Annotated in this window: 1 rRNA gene; it reads right to left on the bottom strand. The window is 50.4% G+C overall.

Annotated features, from left to right (window positions below):
- Window positions 1-230 (bottom strand): 23S ribosomal RNA (locus C1Y41_RS19780); the annotation flags it as partial.

Genomic DNA, 230 nt, shown 5'->3' with positions numbered 1-230 from the left:
TTAAGACTCGGTTTCCCTTCGGCTCCCCTATGCGGTTAACCTTGCTACAGAATATAAGTCGCTGACCCATTATACAAAAGGTACGCAGTCACCCCCATAAAGAAGGCTCCCACTGCTTGTACGTACACGGTTTCAGGTTCTGTTTCACTCCCCTCGCCGGGGTTCTTTTCGCCTTTCCCTCACGGTACTGGTTCACTATCGGTCAGTCAGGAGTATTTAGCCTTGGAGGA

The sequence above is a fragment of the Pantoea sp. ICBG 1758 genome (assembly GCF_002928325.1).
Classification (GTDB): Bacteria; Pseudomonadota; Gammaproteobacteria; order Enterobacterales; family Enterobacteriaceae; genus Pantoea; species Pantoea eucrina.
The sequence above is the reverse complement of the archived record's forward strand: the minus strand, read 5'-3'. Positions and strand labels throughout refer to the sequence as shown.